Annotated in this window: 15 protein-coding genes and 1 pseudogene; 12 read left to right on the top strand and 4 right to left on the bottom strand. The window is 72.5% G+C overall.

The window, feature by feature from the left end:
* Window positions 1-5 precede the first annotated feature (5 nt).
* The 4 genes from pcaH to pcaDC are packed head-to-tail and all read left to right on the top strand — an operon-like array spanning window position 6 to window position 3,721.
* Window positions 6-746, top strand: a complete 741-nt coding sequence (gene pcaH, locus ACWEVS_RS34765) for a protocatechuate 3,4-dioxygenase subunit beta (protein ID WP_449928221.1) — start codon at window positions 6-8, stop codon at window positions 744-746.
* Complete coding sequence (gene pcaG / locus ACWEVS_RS34760) at window positions 743-1,279, top strand: protocatechuate 3,4-dioxygenase subunit alpha (RefSeq protein WP_354912796.1); 537 nt, start codon at window positions 743-745, stop codon at window positions 1,277-1,279. The genes pcaH and pcaG overlap by 4 nt, the downstream gene beginning before the upstream one ends.
* The gene (gene pcaB, locus ACWEVS_RS34755) at window positions 1,266-2,630 is read left to right on the top strand and encodes a 3-carboxy-cis,cis-muconate cycloisomerase (RefSeq protein WP_452554915.1); all 1,365 of its coding nucleotides are present in this window, start codon (window positions 1,266-1,268) and stop codon (window positions 2,628-2,630) included. The genes pcaG and pcaB overlap by 14 nt, the downstream gene beginning before the upstream one ends.
* A 2-nt stretch (window positions 2,631-2,632) precedes the next feature.
* A complete protein-coding gene (gene pcaDC, locus ACWEVS_RS34750) occupies window positions 2,633-3,721 on the top strand; it encodes a bifunctional 3-oxoadipate enol-lactonase/4-carboxymuconolactone decarboxylase PcaDC (protein WP_452554977.1) in 1,089 nt (362 codons plus the stop codon).
* On the opposite strand, the gene ACWEVS_RS34745 is transcribed toward pcaDC, so the two are convergent.
* Window positions 3,606-3,983, bottom strand: a complete 378-nt coding sequence (locus ACWEVS_RS34745; RefSeq protein WP_452417613.1) for a TetR/AcrR family transcriptional regulator — start codon at window positions 3,981-3,983, stop codon at window positions 3,606-3,608. The genes pcaDC and ACWEVS_RS34745 overlap by 116 nt on opposite strands.
* Window positions 3,984-4,308: 325 nt before the next feature.
* Between ACWEVS_RS34745 and ACWEVS_RS34740 the strand changes: the two genes are divergently transcribed.
* Window positions 4,309-5,544, top strand: a complete 1,236-nt coding sequence (locus ACWEVS_RS34740) for a hypothetical protein (RefSeq protein WP_452554913.1) — start codon at window positions 4,309-4,311, stop codon at window positions 5,542-5,544.
* A 333-nt stretch (window positions 5,545-5,877) separates the two neighbouring features.
* On the opposite strand, the gene ACWEVS_RS34735 is transcribed toward ACWEVS_RS34740, so the two are convergent.
* Together ACWEVS_RS34735 and ACWEVS_RS34730 are read right to left on the bottom strand one after the other, a co-directional pair.
* Window positions 5,878-6,759, bottom strand: a complete 882-nt coding sequence (locus tag ACWEVS_RS34735; protein WP_452417610.1) for an SAM-dependent methyltransferase — start codon at window positions 6,757-6,759, stop codon at window positions 5,878-5,880.
* Window positions 6,760-6,931: 172 nt separating this feature from the next.
* Window positions 6,932-7,786, bottom strand: coding sequence for an NAD-dependent protein deacetylase (locus ACWEVS_RS34730; protein WP_452417608.1), 855 nt, complete (start codon window positions 7,784-7,786; stop codon window positions 6,932-6,934).
* Between the two features lie 286 nt (window positions 7,787-8,072).
* Here ACWEVS_RS34730 and ACWEVS_RS34725 point away from each other — a divergent pair, with 286 nt between their 5' ends.
* The 6 genes and pseudogenes from ACWEVS_RS34725 (at window position 8,073) to ACWEVS_RS34700 (ending at window position 12,665) form a co-directional block, all read left to right on the top strand.
* Complete coding sequence (locus ACWEVS_RS34725) at window positions 8,073-8,609, top strand: RNA polymerase sigma factor (protein WP_452554911.1); 537 nt, start codon at window positions 8,073-8,075, stop codon at window positions 8,607-8,609.
* Entirely contained in the window at window positions 8,602-10,179 is a 1,578-nt protein-coding gene (locus tag ACWEVS_RS34720; RefSeq protein ID WP_452554909.1) for a hypothetical protein, read from the top strand. The genes ACWEVS_RS34725 and ACWEVS_RS34720 overlap by 8 nt, the downstream gene beginning before the upstream one ends.
* A gap of 340 nt (window positions 10,180-10,519) precedes the next feature.
* Window positions 10,520-11,104, top strand: coding sequence for a hypothetical protein (locus ACWEVS_RS34715; protein ID WP_452554907.1), 585 nt, complete (start codon window positions 10,520-10,522; stop codon window positions 11,102-11,104).
* Between the two features lie 135 nt (window positions 11,105-11,239).
* Window positions 11,240-11,623: a hypothetical protein gene (locus ACWEVS_RS34710; RefSeq protein WP_452554979.1), complete on the top strand. Its 384-nt coding sequence runs from the start codon at window positions 11,240-11,242 to the stop codon at window positions 11,621-11,623.
* A pseudogene (locus ACWEVS_RS34705) lies at window positions 11,536-11,745 on the top strand (transposase); the annotation flags it as partial. The gene ACWEVS_RS34710 and the pseudogene ACWEVS_RS34705, both read left to right, overlap by 88 nt.
* 353 nt (window positions 11,746-12,098) lie before the next feature.
* Window positions 12,099-12,665 (top strand): DUF4291 domain-containing protein, encoded by a 567-nt coding sequence (locus ACWEVS_RS34700; RefSeq protein ID WP_452554905.1) that lies wholly within the window; start codon window positions 12,099-12,101, stop codon window positions 12,663-12,665.
* A gap of 207 nt (window positions 12,666-12,872) precedes the next feature.
* Here ACWEVS_RS34700 and ACWEVS_RS34695 read toward each other — a convergent pair whose 3' ends face one another.
* Entirely contained in the window at window positions 12,873-13,340 is a 468-nt protein-coding gene (locus ACWEVS_RS34695) for a MarR family transcriptional regulator (protein ID WP_449928259.1), read from the bottom strand.
* Window positions 13,341-13,428: 88 nt separating this feature from the next.
* On the opposite strand from ACWEVS_RS34695, the gene ACWEVS_RS34690 reads away from it, so the two are divergent.
* Window positions 13,429-14,283 (top strand): SDR family oxidoreductase, encoded by an 855-nt coding sequence (locus ACWEVS_RS34690; RefSeq protein ID WP_452554902.1) that lies wholly within the window; start codon window positions 13,429-13,431, stop codon window positions 14,281-14,283.
* The last annotated feature ends 109 nt before the right edge of the window (window positions 14,284-14,392 follow it).

Here is a 14,392-nt window from a genome sequence, read left to right as displayed (position 1 = left end):
CCCCCATGACGCAAGAGCAGATCTCCGCGGAGATCGCCGAACTGCACGAGGCGTATCTCAAGGAGGGCGCCGAGCTGCACCACGCCGCCCGCGACTTCGCCCCCTACCGCAGCAGCGCCCTGCGCCATCCGCGGCAGCCGCTGGTCGTGGTCGACGACCCAGAAGCCGCCGAGCTGGCCGGGCCGGTCTTCGGCGTCACCGACGTGACCGCGCTGGACGCCGACCTGACCCGCCAGCACCGCGGCGAGCCGCTCGGCGAGCGCATCACCATCACCGGGCGGGTGCTGGATCGGGCCGGCCGTCCCGTGCGCGGCCAGCTCGTCGAGGTGTGGCAGGCCAACGCCTCGGGCCGCTACGCGCACCAGCGCGACGACCATCCGGCCCCGCTGGACCCCAACTTCACCGGCGTGGGCCGCTGCCTGACCGACGACGACGGCCGGTACGCGTTCACCACGATCAAGCCGGGCGCCTACCCGTGGCGCAACCACGTCAACGCGTGGCGGCCGGCGCACATCCACTTCTCGGTGTTCGGCACGGCCTTCACCCAGCGCCTGATCACCCAGATGTACTTCCCCGGCGACCCGCTGTTCCCCTACGACCCGATCTTCAACTCGGTGCTGGACGAGCGGGCGCGCCGGCGGCTGATCGCCGCCTACGACCACGACCTGTCGGTGCCGGAGTGGTCGCTCGGCTACCGGTGGGACATCGTGCTCGACGGTCCCTCGGCCACCTGGACGGAGTCATGACGCATCCCACGCCCTCGCAGACCGTCGGCCCCTTCTACGGCTACGCGCTGCCGTTCGCCGGCGGCGGCGACCTGGCGAGCGGCGGCATCGTCGTCCACGGCCACGTGTACGACGGCGCGGGCGAGCCGGTGCCCGACGCGCTGCTGGAGTTCTGGCAGGCCGACCCCGCGGGCGGGTTGCGCGGCGCGCCGGGCACGCTGCGCCGCGATCCGGTCACCGGGGCGATCGTCGGCAGGCACGGGCTCGACTTCACCGGCTTCGGCCGGGTCGCCACCGACGCCGACGGCCACTGGATGCTGCGCACGCTGGTTCCCGGCCTGCCGTACATCTCGGTGTGCGTCTTCGCACGCGGGCTCGGCCACCACCTGTACACCCGCGCCTACCTGCGCTTCGATGAGACTGACCGGTTGCTGGCCGGGCTCGGGCCGCAGCGGCGGCAGACGCTGCTGGCGCGGGAGGAGCGGCAGGGGGTCTACGTGTTCGACGTGCGGCTGCAGGGCGAGCGGGAGACGGTGTTCCTTGACTTCCGCTGATCGGGGGCTGCTGTCGGCGGGTCGCGCGGGCTCGCCCGCCGAGGCGGCGACGGGGGACGAGGCGGTGCTGCGGGCGATGCTCGACGCCGAGGCGGCGCTGGCCCGCGCGTGGGCGTCGGTGCTGCCCGCCGTCCCCGCCGAGGCGGCCCGCGCGGTGACCGAGGCGGCCCGCGCCGGCCGGTTCGACCTGGACGCGCTCGTCCTGCGGGCCCGCGAAGGCGGCAACCCGGTGATCCCGCTGGTCGCCGACCTGAGATCGGCGGCCGGTTCGCAGGGCGCGCCGTACGTGCACCTCGGCGCGACGAGCCAGGACATCATGGACACCGCGCTCATGCTCGTCGCCCACCGAGCGCTGGAGCACGTGCTCGCCGACCTGTCCCGTACGGCTGCCGCGCTCGCCACGCTGGCCGCCGAGCACCGCGCCACGCCGATGCCCGGCCGCACGCTCACCCAGCACGCGGTGCCGACGACGTTCGGGCTGAAGGCGGCGGGCTGGCGCGCGCTCGCGCTGGACTCCGCCGACCGCCTGCGGGCCGTCCGCGCCGGGCTGCCCGCCCAGCTCGGCGGCGCGGCCGGAACCATGGCCGCCTTCCACGCCCACGCGCTGGCCCTGTCCCCCTCCGCGTCCCCCGCCGCGTCGGCCTCCGCATCCCCCGCCGCCTCCGTCTCCGCGCCGCCCGCCGGTGACATCGGGATGGCGCTGGCCGCGGCCTTCGCCGAGGAGGTGGGGCTGGCCGAGCCGGCGCTGCCGTGGCACGTGCTGCGCACCCCCGTCGCCGACCTGGGCGGCGCCCTGGCTTTCACCGCCGGCGCGCTCGGCAAGCTCGCCGCGGACGTGCTGGTCCTGTCGCGCACCGAGATCGGCGAGGTGTCGGAGGGGGCGGGCGGCGGCTCGTCGGCCATGCCGCACAAGTACAACCCGGTGCGCGCCACCTGGATCGCCGCCGCCGCCCGCCAGGCGCCACCGCTGGCGGCCGTCCTGTACGGCTCGCTGGCCGCCGAGGACGAACGGCCTGCCGGCGCCTGGCACGCCGAGTGGCAGCCGCTGCGCGAGCTGCTGCGCGTCGTCGGCGGGGCCGCGCGCGACGCCGCCGAGCTGGCCGAGGGCCTGCGCGTCCACCCCGAGCGCATGCGCGCCGATCTGGAGGCGACCGGCGGCCGCATCCTCTCCGAGCGCGTCGCCGCCATGGCCGGCAGGGAGCCGGCCGAGGGCCAGGACCCGCGGCAGGTGGCCGACCCCGACCTGCTCGATCCGGCGACCTATCTCGGCTCGGCGCCCGAACTCGTCGACAGGGCGCTGCGCCGTACCGCGCGCCGTACCGCCATGCCACCGGCACCGGAGACCTCGTGACACTGCCGCACCACCGGCTCGACGGCCCCGCGGCCGGACACCCGATCATCCTCGGTCCCTCGCTCGGCACGTCGCTGCGCGTCTGGGAGCCCCAGGTGGCCGCCCTCGCCCGCCGCCACCGCGTCCTGCGCTTCGACCTTCCCGGTCACGGCGCCGGCGAGCCCGCCAGGGTGGACGGCGTCGCGGGGCTGGCCGACCTCGTCCTGCGGCTGGCCGACCACCACGGCTGGGACCGCTTCCACTACGCGGGCATCTCGCTCGGCGGCGCGATCGGCGCCCACCTGGCCCTCCACCACCCCGGCAGGGTGACGACGCTGAGCATGGTCTGCTCGTCGGCCAGGTTCGGCGAGCCCGGCGGCTGGCGGGAGCGGGCGGCCCTGGTGCGGGAGCACGGCACCGCTCCCCTGCTGGAGGGCGCGGCGGCCCGCTGGTTCGCCGGCCCGCCCGTCCGCGCGCTTCTCGACGACCTGGCCGCGACCGACCCCGAGTCGTACGCCGCCTGCTGCGACGCGCTGGCCGGCTACGACCTGCGGCCCGAGCTGGCGCGGATCGCCGTGCCGGTCCTGGTCATCGCCGGGCGCGCCGATCCGGCGACCCCGCCCGCGCACGCCAGAGAACTGGCCGACGGGCTGCCCGACGCCACCCTGGTCGAGCTGCCGCGCGCCGCCCACCTGGCCAACCTCGACCGTCCCGAGGCCGTCACCGCCGCGCTGGAGGCCCACCTGGGCAGGGCGAGCGGCATGGAGGTACGGCGGGCCGTACTCGGCGACGAGCACGTCGAGCGGGCCATCGCCCGCACCACCCCGTTCACCCGCGACTTCCAGGACCTCATCACCCGGTACGCGTGGGGCGAGATCTGGACCAGGCCGGGGCTGGACCTGCGCACCCGCAGCTGCGTCACGCTCACCGCGCTGGTGGCCCGCGGCCACACCGAGGAGCTGGAGCTGCACGTGCGGGGCGCGCTGCGCAACGGGCTCACGCCGGACGAGATCGGCGAGGTGCTGCTGCAGAGCGCCGTCTACTGCGGTGTGCCCGCGGCCAACGCCGCCTTCGCCGTCGCCCAGCGCGTCCTTCAGGAGGAGGGCCGGTAGCCCAGCTGCCTGAGCACCGCCTCGAAGTAGGCCTTGATGTCGGCCGTGCTCTCGGTGTCGGGACGGGAGCCTCGATCGCCTGGACCAGCAGCGCGGTCTTGTCGGCGAACCTGCGGTAGACCGTGGCCCTGGTCACCCCCGCCCGCTGGGCGACCTGCTCGATACTGGTCAGGCTGGCGCCGCACTCGATGAGCAGATCGAGCGCGGCGGCGAGGATGGCCGCGTCGACCTCCTGGCTGCGCGGCCGTCCCGGTGCTCTCACCACTGTTCCGCCCTGGCGCCGGAGCAGAGGGTCAGGGTCACGGTGTCTACCTCCTCGGGCCGGTTGCCGCAAGGGTAGCGCGAGCCTCGGCCCCCGGCCCCGGGCCGCCTTCCTGCTCGCCCTGCGGGGTCGGCACCGCACCCGGCGCGGGCGGCAACCGGGAGTCCTTCGGCAGCGGTTCCTCGACGAAGACGTCGAACACCGCGCCGGACAGGCGGCCCCCCCTGACCCGTTCTTCACACGCTCTTCACACCGGTCCCGGCCCTCCTCACACGGGTGTCACGCCCGCCGTTTCTGTCGGAGACGATCTCTATGGTTCCCACCCATGACGCAGGACATGGCAACCACCTCCACCGCCTGGGCCGAGATCCGCGACCTCATCGACGCGGGCAACGCGGACGCGCTCGTCCGGCGCCTGCTCGCGCTCGACGGCGGCGAGCGCAAGCGGGTCGCCGGCGAGCTGCGCGGCCACATCGCGGTCATGCGCGCCCGCAGCGAGGCCAAGGACGAGGCGCGCTGGTCCAGCGACGTCTGGGACGACACGGTCGAGCCGTGGGAGAGGTGGCCCGACCTGGTGCGGCTGGCGGGGGCCGGCACACTCAGCGCCGTCTCCGCGGTGGCGTCCTGGCTGACCAGGCGCGACCTGACGCGCCGGCGGCCGTTCTCCGGCCGTGTGGTGTCGGCCGACCCGGCTCCCCTGCTCCGCCTGCTCGGCGAGCGGCCCGCCACGTGGCAGGCCGACCTCGCCGTACGGCTGGCGGCCGGGCTGAGCGGCCCGCAGGATGTCGCCGCCCCGCTGGCGCTGGCGCTGCTGCGGAGCACGGGGGCGCCGCCGCCCGAGCACGATCCGCTGGTCGTCGCCTGGGTGTCGGAAGGGGTGCGGCCGCGGGCCGATCCGCTGTGGCCCGCGCTGCTGCCCCGGATGTTCGAGGCCGAAGGGGTCGGCAGGGTGCTGCGGCACGAGCGGATCGAACCCCTCTCGCCGTGGCTGCGCCGGCTGCGCAGACCCGACGACAGGCAGGTGCTGCTCGACGGGTGCGTGCGCCGCTTCCTGCGCGGCGGCACCGCCCAGGACCTGCGCTTCTTCGTCCGCCTGCACGAGCTGCTCGCCCCCGAGGAGGCGGAGGTGGCCGCGCGGGCCCGCGACTACCTGCGGCTGCTGCCCGCCGCGCCGGGGCCCGTCGCCGAGCTCGCGCTGCGTCACCTGCGGCGGCTGCCCCGGCACGAGCCCGGCCACGTGGCCGAGGCCGTCGAGGGGCTGGTGTTCAGGGCCGAGGCCGGTCTCGCCCGCACCGGCCTGACCTGGCTGGACCAGAGCGTACGGCAGGGCGCCGTCGAGCCGGACGAGATCGCCGCGGCGCTCGGCACCGCCTTCCACCACAGCTCCTACGAGGTGCAGGGCCGCGCCGCCCAGCTCGCGCTCAAACACGCCGGGCGGTTCGGGCCGCTGGGCGCCGAGCAGGTCAGACAGGCGCTCCCGGCCCTGCCGCCCGCGCTGGGCCACCGGGTGGCGGCGGGCTTCGGCGCACCGGCCGCCGCCGAGGAACCGGCCACCGGCTGACCGCGCCCGGAAAGGCGGGCGACGCCTTCGAAGACGCTGGCCGACGAAGGAGGGCGACGCCTCCGAAGAAGCGGCCGAAGTGCACCGTGGGAGGCCGGTGACGCCTCCGCGTAGACGGCCGACCGCGCCGTGGGAGACGGGCGACGCCTCACAGAAACGGCCGACCGCGCCCGGCGAGGCGAGCGAGGCCTTCGCAGGGACGGCTGACGGCCCGTGGGAGGCCGGTGACGCCTGCGAAGAGACGGCTGAAGGCGCGGGGGGGCCGGTGACGCCTCCGAAGAGACGGCTGAAGGCGCGGTGGGGCGGGTGACGCCTGTGAAGAGGGCCGGCGCGCTACGGGAGGCGGGCGACGGCGCCGAGCAGGCCCGGCTTGTCGAAGTCGGCCGCGACGCCGGGCCGCGAGGGGCGCCAGGCGTCGATCGGCACCACACCGGGCTCCAACAGGTCGAGGCCCGTGAAGAGAGCGCCGACCTGCTCGGTCGTGCGGGGCGTGATGGATCCGGGGGTGGCCGAGCGGTACACCGACCGGCCGTTCCTGATCGTCTCGCCCGTCAGGTCGCCCGCGTAGCTGTGCGACAGCGCCAGATGGCTGCCGGAGACCAGCGGGGCGCGCAGCCGGGCGACGATCTCGGCCGCCTCCCTGTCGCCGGGGACGAAGTGGAGGATGGCGAACAGCAGCACGGCCACCGGGCGGCTGAAGTCGATGTGGGCGCGGACCCAGGGATCCTCGAGGATCGAGGCGGGATCGCGCAGGTCCGCCCGCACCACGATCGTCCGCGGGGTCTCGGCGAGCAGCGCCCTGGCGTGCACCAGCACGATCGGATCGTTGTCGACGTAGACGATCCTGGAGTCGGGCGCGGCCTCCAGCGCGACCTCGTGGACGTTCTGCCTGGTCGGCAGCCCGGCGCCGATGTCGATGAACTGCCGCACACCCGCCGCGGCCAGCACGCGCACGACCCTGATGAGGAAGTCGCGGTTGTCGCGGGCGATCCGGGTGATGCTCGGCACGAGCTCGATGATCTTCTCGGCGGCTGCCCTGTCGGCGGGGAAGTTGTCCTTGCCGCCCAGGTAGTAGTCGTACATGCGAGCCACGCTCGGCGTGCTGGGATCGATCACCGCCGGCGGCTGTCCGTCGCGCTCCACGCCCTCGCCCTTCCTCTGTTGCTGAGGATCGTAACGGCACAGCAGCCCCGGAGAGATCAGCTTCAGGGACATTTCCTGATACCGGATGATCGGCCACGGGGCTGATCGCGCGCTACCGGCCGAGCGTCCTGACCGCGGGCACCACCTGACAGCAGCTCACCGGCCCAGCGTCCTGACCGCGGGCACCACCTGACAGCAGCTCACCGGCCCAGCGTCCTGACCGCGGGCACCACCTGACAGCAGCTCACCGGCCGAGCGCGTCCAGCAGCGTGGTGAGCGTCGGCCCGAGCGGGGCGTCGAGCCGTACCCGGGCGTCCGCGTCGCCCCTCGTCGGGCCCTGGTTGATGATCGCGACGGGGACGGCGTGCTCGACGGCCCGCCGGACGAACCGGTAGCCGGACATCACGGTCAGCGAGGAGCCGAGGACCAGCAGCAGGCCCGCGCTCTCGGTCAGCTCGAAGCAGTCGGCGACGCGCGGTCGCGGCACGTTCTCGCCGAAGAAGATCACGTCCGGCTTGAGCACGCCGCCGCAGGCGGCACAGTCGACGATCGTGAACGAGTCGATGCTGTCGGCGGCGAGCACCGCGTCGCCGTCCGGGTTGATCGTGCCCGTCACGCCGTCGTCCCAGCCGGGGTTGGCAGCGCTCAGCCGTTGGTGAAGCCGCTCGCGCGGGGTGCGCTCGCCGCACGCCAGGCACCGCACGCGGTGGAGGCTGCCGTGCAACTCGACCACCTGGCTCGCCCCCGCGGCCTGGTGCAGGCCGTCGACGTTCTGCGTGATGATGCCGGCGACCAGCCCGCGGGCCTGCAGCGCGGCGACGGCGCGATGACCCGCGTTGGAGGTCGCGTGGGCGATGTGCCGCCAGCCCACGTGGCTGCGGGCCCAGTAGCGCCGGCGGGCGGCCGCGCTGCCGACGAACGTCTGGTAGGTCATCGGCTCGGCCTTGCGCGTCCGTCCCGTCTCGCCGCGGTAGTCGGGGATGCCCGACTCCGTGGACAGTCCCGCTCCGCTCAGGATCACGACGCCGCCGTCGCCGACCAGTTCGACCAGTCTGTCGAAGGAGCGGAGCGCCGACCCGTTCTGCACCACCTGCGTCACGCCTCCATAGTGCCCCACGCCGAGGCGGGCTCCAGCCCCCATCGCCGTCCCGGCTCGGCAAGAGCGGGCCGTACCGGGCCGACGAGAGCGAGTCGGGCCGGGCCGGGGGCGGACCGGGGGGCGGACCGGACGGGCCGCCCTCGCAGGCGCGGGCCGGCGCCGTGCCGCGACGGCACATGCTTCGTGAAAGCATTCCGGGCCGTCGGGCAAACAGGGGTGACCGCCGTTCCTGACCGGATGGAGACCAGTGCGTGAGCCAGACACCGATACCGACGGGACAGTCGGCATGAGCGTTTCCGCCCGTCTGCGGACCGACCTCGATCGCGTCTTCGACGCGCATTTCGCCGAGATCCACCGCTACATCGCCCGGAGGCTGTCCGTGGACGCCGCCGACGACCTGGCGGCCGAGGTCTTCCTCGTCGCCGTCCGAGGAGGGTACGACTCCTCGCGCGGCGAGGTCAGGCCCTGGCTGTACGGCATCGCCACCAACCTCATCTCCCGGCACCGCCGTACCGAGATCCGCAGGTGGAAGGCGCTCAGCCGGACAGCCGAACGCGAGGCGGAGGACCACGAGGACGCGACGCTGACCCGTGTCGCGGCCGGAGAGCTCACCGGCAGGCTCGCGGGGGCGCTTGCCGGCCTGAACCGCGGAGACAGGGACGTGGTGCTGCTGGTGGCGTTGGGCGGGCTGACCCATCTGGAGGTGGCCGCCGCGCTGGAGATCCCCTACGGCACCGTCGCGTCCCGGCTCAACCGGGCGCGCAAGCAGCTTCGCAAGGCACTGGGCGACATCAACCCGCTGAAGGAGGCGCACGATGGATGAGGTCACGCTGCTCGCCCAGGCGATCCCGGACGTGCCGCAGCCCTCGGCCGAGACCGTGGCCAGGGCTCGGGCGCGGCTGGCCGCTCTCGATGACCCGGTTCGACGGCCCCGCCCGCTCCGGCGCTGGGCCTGGACGGCGGGCGCCGGCGTCGCCACCATCGCGGTCGTCACGGCGGTGATCATGCTGGTGTCGCACCTGGGCGGCGTTCCGGAGCCGGCACCGCAGCCCGCGGCCCCTCCAGCGTTCCAGCAGGCACCACGCGTCCACCAGGGCCTGCACCGTCTCGCAGGGGCGAGGATGCCGCAGTCGGCGACGAAGACGACGCTCCGGTTCCGTCCCACGAGCGAGAGGATCGCGATTGTGCTCTTCTGCCAGAAGCCTGGCTCGATCTTCTTCAGCAACGAGGGTGGGAGCAGCGCCGGCGGTACGTGTGGTCCGGACGGCGCGCCCAGCATGCTGGCGGACAAGGCGCACGAGCCGGGCTGGCTCGGCCGCGACCACGAGATCACCTTCTGGGTCTTCCCACCCGACGCGCCCGTGGCGCGGGGGCGCAAGGCCTGCCCGCCCCAGGGCTCGTGCGACGGCGCGTACGAGCTGCCCGAACCGGAGACGGCCGACCGGCTGGCCGCCGAGCTGGGCAGCCGTCCCGGGGCCTGGTCGGTGGCGGCGTACGACGTCCAGGCCGCGCGGCCGCTCCATGACATCGCCGATCGGGTGGAGAAGCTCCCGGCACGGACGGGCGCCTACTGGCGGCGCACGCTGACCAACGGATCGTTGATCAGGGTGGGCGCGCCGGGGGCCGTCTACAGGCTCAAGGAGGAGGCGAGGTTCGACTGGTGGCAGCCGCGTGACCCCACCGGGCCGCTCATGACGGAGTCACGGCGGCTGTTCACGCGCCCGGCCACCGCGGCCGACGAGAGGGCCTGGCGGGCGGCCGGTTCGCCGGCGGAGGTCGAGCAGGCGTGCATGGGCGGAACCCCTGGCGAGGACTGCGTCCGGCTGAAGCTCAGCTCCGAGCCGTCCGCCTGCGAGTACACCCTCGGGGTCGACGCGAAGGGCCTGCTGCCCGACCGGCGGTTCGCCGGGCTCACCGTCGCGGAGGTGGAGCGCCTCCCGGCCGACCCGGCACGGCTGCGCGATCGCCTGCGGACGCTCTACGACCGCAGGACCGGTAGGTCTTTCGAGGACGCGCTGCCCATGGCGGCCTCCCTGCTGAACCTTCCGCTCAAGCCGGGCACCAGAGCGGCGCTGCTTCACCTCCTGGCCGATCTGCCGACCACCCGGGTGCGGGGACAGGCCACCGACCCGCTGGGACGCCCCGGGATCAGGGTCTCCTTCTGGGACGGCAAGGGCATGTCCTATCCGGGAGGTGAGGAGGTGCCGACCGAGTTCCAGCAGATCCTCGACCCGGAGACCGGCCGGATCCTCGCGGAGGTGACGGTCCTGCTGGAGGCTCGCGAAGGACTGCCGAAGGGAACGGTGCTGCACTACACGGCGCATGCCTCCGGCGACGGGTGGACCGACGAGCGGCCCGAGGAACCGGCGGACTGCGCCAAGAAGCGGAGGTGACCGGGGGGACCTCCCCCCCGGCGCGGCGTCGTCGGAGAGGGCTCGCATCGGCGTCTCGGCAAACCACGCAAGGACGGGCCCATGTTCGACGCCCTATCGATCTCAGCGACCTGCCCGGCCGGCGGCCCGCCGCCGGCACAGCGCATCCCGCCAGCCGGCAGTAACGGCACCAGCCGTTCCCACTCGACGTTCGTCAGATCGCCACGACCCATATGCCAAGAGTCACAAGACCAGCGCTCACCGTCAGGAGATCTAAGAAACAGCTTCAAGACCGTGTATCGAAAGTGGATCAATAGGGTTGGGCCGTGATGGGTGTCGCGCCAGGGCTGAGGAGGTCGCCATGTTGTTCGGGTCGCGGACCGGATTCGGTTTGGAGTTCCACGTCGAACAGGACCCGGGACTGCTGTGCGTCGACGTCTTCGTCGGAGGGCTCCATGTGAACACGTGGGACAACGCGTTCTATCCGCCACTACTGGTCAAGAAGCTCCAGGACGAGCTCAGCCGCTTTCGCACGCCGACTGCGCCGCCGGTGGGGTTCACCTCGCCGTCTGAGTCCTTCCGCATTGCCGAGAGCTGGATGTACGACGACGCCAGTACCGGGGCCTCACCTGGGGCCGAGGCGGCACTCGCACAGTGTGTGTTCCTGGAGTGGGGTGAGTGCACCGACGCGGTGACAGCGTTCGCGTTCCCTGACGGGGACCGGGTGCACCTCGCCTGTCGGGTACGCGCTGGAGGCGGTCCCGCGTGGGGCACCGAGGCCCGGCGTGAGCCAACGGTGGTGTCGCTGAGCCGGACGTTGCTCGTCGAGACGCTGGAGGGCGGCCTCGTCATCGCCGAACGCGAGTGGTCTGCCCGGCTCGCCGCGATTATGGCCTGCAGTGACACATGTGACGGTGAGGACGTGTCCAGCGTGCGTTCTCCATAGTACTTCAGCCGTAGATCGGGATCATATTGGGGCCGCCGTCGGCCGGTTGTTGTGGCTTGCTTGGGAGCGGTCCCGGTGGGAGTGGCTGCGCCGCCGCTTGTCAGGGCGGCCGGAGTCTGTTGGGAGGGGTGCAGGGTGGCGGGGTCGGTTTCGAGGCTGGCGGCGGCAACGCCGGACGATGTGATGCGGGCGCGCGCCGAGACGGCGATGAGCCTTCCAGCTCCGCTGGTGGCACTGTGGAGCGTGAGGGACGGCCTTCACACAGAGTCCGGTGCCGCGGTGTACTCGGCAGGGGACATCGGTGAACGCAACGCCACTTACGAAGTCGCGCAGTATGCACCAGGATTCCTCCTCGTCGGCGATGACAGTGGTGGCCGCGGATTCCTCCTGCGTGCCGATGACCCGGACTCGGCCGTGTTCTCCTCCGGTCTGTGCGACCTGGAGCCTGCGGACTTCGACGTCGTGTCCGCGGACTTCGCGTCCTGGATCGAATCGCTTGGTCCTGCCCCTTCCTGCTGACAAAGGGGTTGATCGACGGCATACGGTTCCGGGTCCGCACCGGCATCCCGTGGCGGGACATGCCTGAGGAGTATGGGCCGTGGGGTCAGGTGTACGACTTGTCCCGGCGCCGGCAGCGGGACGGCACCTTGGCATCGCATTTTCGAGCAGCTTCAGGCCCGTGCAGACGCTCAGGATCTGATCACCTGGACAAGGCCGACCAGGCCCGCAACCGCAAGAAACTCGGATCCAGGGGCGGTCGTCCGCCGAAGTTCGACCGGAGGATTACAAGGCTCGGCAGGCGGTGGAGTGCGGCATCAACCGCCTCAAAAGGCGCCGTGCCGTGGCCACCAGATACGACAAGCTCGCGGTCCGCTACGAGGCGACCGTCCTCGTAGCGGCCACCAACGAGTGGCTGTGACCGGCACATTCGCTTCGGCCGAGGGCGGGGAAAAGGCTTCGCGATGCGAGTGCACCGGATGGCAGGGTGCAACGCATGGCACCCCAGTACCAGATTCGCGCAGACTACGATGCTGACACGATCGTGGTCTACCAGGCATACGCGCCTGCCATAGCCGACGCAGCGCTGCGAGCGGGCCGCTTCGTCGCGCCGTTCTCATTCCACAGGATGACATGGATCAAGCCCTCATTCCTGTGGCTCATGCATCGCAGCAACTGGGCCCGCAAACCCGGTCAAGAGCGCGTTCTCGCCGTGCGGATGACCCGGCAGGGCTGGGAGGACGCTCTGTCCCAGGCCGTGCTCACGACCGCGGATCCGGCAGCTGTGACCCAGGCAGCCGTACATGTCCAGTGGGACCCGGAACGCTCGTTGCGCGGAGCGGCACTGAACCACTACAGCATCCAGGTCGGCATCGGCCGCAATCTGATCCGCACATTCACCGACGACTGGATCGTCAGCCTCACCGACCTCACCCCCCAGGTCCGCAAGGCCGCGGTATTGACACAAACCGGGCACGCTGCCAAAGCCCAGCGGCTGTTCCCCGCAGAGCGGGTGTATCCACTGCCACGGCCGCTGGAAAACCTCCTTTCCCCGGGTAGGTGACGGCCGGCCGGCGAGGGACACGTTGCCCGCGCCTGAGACACTACGAGTCCTTTCGCAACAGGCCCTAGCTTGCGAAATGCCACAGATGCCGGTCGGCGGGACCAGCCTTGCCGGCAGTCCAGGACGCCGCCGCCCCGGCCCCCGCCTGCCGGCCGCCCTCCGCCTGACCCACCCGTGCCCGACACCACCCCGGCCCACCGGGACACCTCAGTCGCCGGCCAGCGCGGCGGTGGCGTCGCGGCCGGCGCCGGTGGCGCGGCGCAGGAAGCCGACCAGCAGGTCCAGCTCGGCTTCGGTGTATTCCGCGCAGATCTCGTCCATCGCGTGGTTCATGCCGGAGTAGAGCCGGAACAGCTCCGCGTTACGCTCGGGCAGCGCCTTGATCAGCACGGCGCGGCGATCGGCGGTGTCGCGCTCGCGGGCCACCCACCCCGCCCTCTCCAGCCGGTCCAGGATGCCGGTCAGCGTGGCGGGATGCAGCCCCGCCTGCCGTGCCAAGGCCGTCGGACTGATCGGCCCGCACCTCCCGATGAGGTCGAGGCAGTCAAGATCCACGTCCTTCAGCTCCGCCCGCGCGCTCACCTGCCGGTCGAGCAGGGACAGCTGGCCGCGCAGCTCGCGCAGCGCCTCCTTGATCGCCACCATGGCCCGCCTGCGGCGGCGCGCGTCATCCACATGCCCAGATGTGACGGAACTCATATCATATGACTTTCAAATTAGATGCTATGGTTTCCATACTATACGGCATACGAAAGGATTTGACATGATCCTCGTCACCGGAGCCACAGGCACCATCGGCCGCCCCCTCGTCGACCTGCTCACCGGCGCGAAGGCCAAGGTCCGCGCCGTCACCCGCACCACCGGGCCCACGTCCCTGCCTGCCACGGCCGAGGTGGTGACCGGCGACCCGGCACAACCCGGCACCCTCGCCCGCCACCTCGACGGGGTCACCGCGCTGTTCCTCCACCCGCGGGCCGCGGGCGACGCGGCGGCGGAGCTCGTCGCGCTGGCCAAGGAGCACGGGGTGCGGCGCGTGGTGGCACTGTCGGCCATCAACATCGACGAGCCTCTCGACCACCAGCCGTCGCGTTTCCGCGGCGACCGCAACAAGGAGACGGAGGATGCGGCCGTCGCCGGCGGCCTGGAGTGGACGAGCCTGCGCGCGTCGAGCTTCGCGGGCAACGCCCTGACCAGTTGGGGCGGCCAGATCACGGCGGGCGACGTGGTCCGCGGCCCGTACGCAGGCTTCGCCGAGACGCCGATCCACGAGCACGACATCGCGGCGGTGGCGGCCCACGCCCTGCTGACCGACGACCTGGTGAACCGGCGCACGTACCTGACCGGGCCGCAAGCGCTCACCCACACGGACATGGTGGAGATCATCGGCGAGGCCATCGGCAGGCCGCTGACCTACATGGAGATCCCGCCGGAGGCCGCAGCCCAGGGACTGATCGCCCGCGGCCTGCCCGAGCCCTTCGTCACGGCGCTCATGGCACGGTACGCCCGGGACCTGGCCAGGCCGACCCGCCCCACGGGCGACGTGGAGAAGATCCTCGGTCGTCCGGCTCGCACCTTCGCCGCCTGGGCCGAAGAGCACGCATCGGAGTTCGGGGGCTGAAAACCACGGACAGGAATCGCTGATGACCTGCTGCACACCGTGCTCCGTCGCCGCGCCACCGGCGAATCCGTCGAAGCCATCCAGCCGGACCTGATCATCCCCACAGGCA

The sequence above is a fragment of the Nonomuraea sp. NPDC003754 genome (assembly GCF_053605785.1).
Note: the sequence above shows the minus strand (reverse complement) of the source record. Positions and strands in the feature narration are given on the sequence as shown.

What these genes read in the sequence shown, in the direction of transcription:
- pcaH (WP_449928221.1), top strand. Translation starts at nt 6, where the DNA reads ATGACGCAAGAGCAGATCTCCGCGGAGATCGCCGAACTGCACGAGGCG.
- pcaG (WP_354912796.1), top strand. Translation starts at nt 743, where the DNA reads ATGACGCATCCCACGCCCTCGCAGACCGTCGGCCCCTTCTACGGCTAC.
- ACWEVS_RS34740 (WP_452554913.1), top strand. Translation starts at nt 4,309, where the DNA reads ATGACGCAGGACATGGCAACCACCTCCACCGCCTGGGCCGAGATCCGC.
- ACWEVS_RS34735 (WP_452417610.1), bottom strand. Translation starts at nt 6,759, where the DNA reads ATGTCCCTGAAGCTGATCTCTCCGGGGCTGCTGTGCCGTTACGATCCT.
- ACWEVS_RS34725 (WP_452554911.1), top strand. Translation starts at nt 8,073, where the DNA reads ATGAGCGTTTCCGCCCGTCTGCGGACCGACCTCGATCGCGTCTTCGAC.
- ACWEVS_RS34720 (WP_452554909.1), top strand. Translation starts at nt 8,602, where the DNA reads ATGGATGAGGTCACGCTGCTCGCCCAGGCGATCCCGGACGTGCCGCAG.
- ACWEVS_RS34715 (WP_452554907.1), top strand. Translation starts at nt 10,520, where the DNA reads ATGTTGTTCGGGTCGCGGACCGGATTCGGTTTGGAGTTCCACGTCGAA.
- ACWEVS_RS34700 (WP_452554905.1), top strand. Translation starts at nt 12,099, where the DNA reads ATGGCACCCCAGTACCAGATTCGCGCAGACTACGATGCTGACACGATC.
- ACWEVS_RS34690 (WP_452554902.1), top strand. Translation starts at nt 13,429, where the DNA reads ATGATCCTCGTCACCGGAGCCACAGGCACCATCGGCCGCCCCCTCGTC.